The 2,493-nt window shown below is 55.8% G+C and carries 1 rRNA gene; it reads left to right on the plus strand.

Going from position 1 to position 2,493, the window contains the following annotated elements:
• Positions 1-2,472: ribosomal RNA gene (locus AB0C96_RS42990) — 23S ribosomal RNA — on the plus strand; the annotation flags it as partial.
• Between the last annotated feature and the right edge of the window lie 21 nt (positions 2,473-2,493).

Genomic DNA, 2,493 nt, shown 5'->3' on the forward strand with positions numbered 1-2,493 from the left:
GTCGTGACTGCGTGCCTTTTGAAGAATGAGCCTGCGAGTTTGCGGTATGTTGCGAGGTTAACCCGTGTGGGGAAGCCGTAGCGAAAGCGAGTCCGAATAGGGCGTTGAGTAGCGTGCCCAAGACCCGAAGCGGAGTGATCTAGCCATGGGCAGGTTGAAGCGGAGGTAAGACTTCGTGGAGGACCGAACCCACCAGGGTTGAAAACCTGGGGGATGACCTGTGGTTAGGGGTGAAAGGCCAATCAAACTCCGTGATAGCTGGTTCTCCCCGAAATGCATTTAGGTGCAGCGTCGTGTGTTTCTTGCCGGAGGTAGAGCACTGGATAGGCGATGGGCCCTACCGGGTTACTGACCTTAGCCAAACTCCGAATGCCGGTAAGTGAGAGCGCGGCAGTGAGACTGTGGGGGATAAGCTCCATGGTCGAGAGGGAAACAGCCCAGAGCATCGACTAAGGCCCCTAAGCGTGTGCTAAGTGGGAAAGGATGTGGAGTCGCAGAGACAACCAGGAGGTTGGCTTAGAAGCAGCCACCCTTGAAAGAGTGCGTAATAGCTCACTGGTCAAGTGATTCCGCGCCGACAATGTAGCGGGGCTCAAGCACACCGCCGAAGTCGTGTCATTGCAGTAATACTCCTAACGGAGGCTGTGATGGGTAGGGGAGCGTCGTGTGCCGGGTGAAGCAGCCGTGGAAACGAGTTGTGGACGGTTCACGAGTGAGAATGCAGGCATGAGTAGCGATACAAGAGTGGGAAACTCTTGCGCCGATTGACTAAGGGTTCCTGGGTCAAGCTGATCTGCCCAGGGTAAGTCGGGACCTAAGGCGAGGCCGACAGGCGTAGTCGATGGACAACCGGTTGATATTCCGGTACCCGCTTTGAAGCGCCAAACATTGAATCAGGCGATGCTAAGTCCGTGAAGCCGCCCTGATCTCTTCGGAGTTGAGGGGAGTGGTGGAGCCGACGGACCAGACTTGTAGTAGGTGAGTGATGGGGTGACGCAGGAAGGTAGTCCAGCCCGGGCGGTGGTTGTCCCGGGGTAAGGGTGTAGGGCGTGTGATAGGCAAATCCGTCACACATTAAGCCTGAGACCTGATGCCGAGCCGATTGTGGTGAAGTGGATGATCCTATGCTGTCGAGAAAAGCCTCTAGCGAGTTTCATGGCGGCCCGTACCCTAAACCGACTCAGGTGGTCAGGTAGAGAATACCGAGGCGTTCGGGTGAACTATGGTTAAGGAACTCGGCAAAATGCCCCCGTAACTTCGGGAGAAGGGGGGCCATTTCTGGTGATGGAATTTACTTCCTGAGCTGGGGGTGGCCGCAGAGACCAGCGAGAAGCGACTGTTTACTAAAAACACAGGTCCGTGCGAAGCCGTAAGGCGATGTATACGGACTGACGCCTGCCCGGTGCTGGAACGTTAAGGGGACCGGTTAGCGGGGTTTCGATCCTGCGAAGCTGAGAACTTAAGCGCCAGTAAACGGCGGTGGTAACTATAACCATCCTAAGGTAGCGAAATTCCTTGTCGGGTAAGTTCCGACCTGCACGAATGGCGTAACGACTTCTCGACTGTCTCAACCATAGGCCCGGTGAAATTGCATTACGAGTAAAGATGCTCGTTTCGCGCAGCAGGACGGAAAGACCCCGGGACCTTTACTATAGCTTGATATTGGTGTTCGGTTCGGCTTGTGTAGGATAGGTGGGAGACTTTGAAGCGCTAACGCCAGTTAGTGTGGAGTCGTTGTTGAAATACCACTCTGGTCGTGCTGGATGTCTAACCTGGGTCCGTGATCCGGATCAGGGACAGTGTCTGGTGGGTAGTTTAACTGGGGCGGTTGCCTCCTAAAGGGTAACGGAGGCGCCCAAAGGTTCCCTCAGCCTGGTTGGCAATCAGGTGTTGAGTGTAAGTGCACAAGGGAGCTTGACTGTGAGACTGACGGGTCGAGCAGGTACGAAAGTAGGGACTAGTGATCCGGCGGTGGCTTGTGGAAGCGCCGTCGCTCAACGGATAAAAGGTACCCCGGGGATAACAGGCTGATCTTCCCCAAGAGTCCATATCGACGGGATGGTTTGGCACCTCGATGTCGGCTCGTCGCATCCTGGGGCTGGAGTCGGTCCCAAGGGTTGGGCTGTTCGCCCATTAAAGCGGTACGCGAGCTGGGTTTAGAACGTCGTGAGACAGTTCGGTCCCTATCCGCTGTGCGCGTAGGAGTCTTGAGAAGGGCTGTCCCTAGTACGAGAGGACCGGGACGGACGAACCTCTGGTGTGCCAGTTGTTCTGCCAAGGGCATGGCTGGTTGGCTACGTTCGGAAAGGATAACCGCTGAAAGCATCTAAGCGGGAAGCCTGCTTCGAGATGAGGGCTCCCTCCCACTTGATGGGGTAAGGCTCCCAGTAGACGACTGGGTTGATAGGCCAGATATGGAAGCACTGTAAGGTGTGGAGTTGACTGGTACTAATAGGCCGAGGGCTTGTCCTCAGTTGCTCGCGTCCACTGTGT

Source organism: Streptomyces sp. NPDC048506, from assembly GCF_040651315.1.
GTDB lineage: Bacteria > Actinomycetota > Actinomycetes > Streptomycetales > Streptomycetaceae > Streptomyces.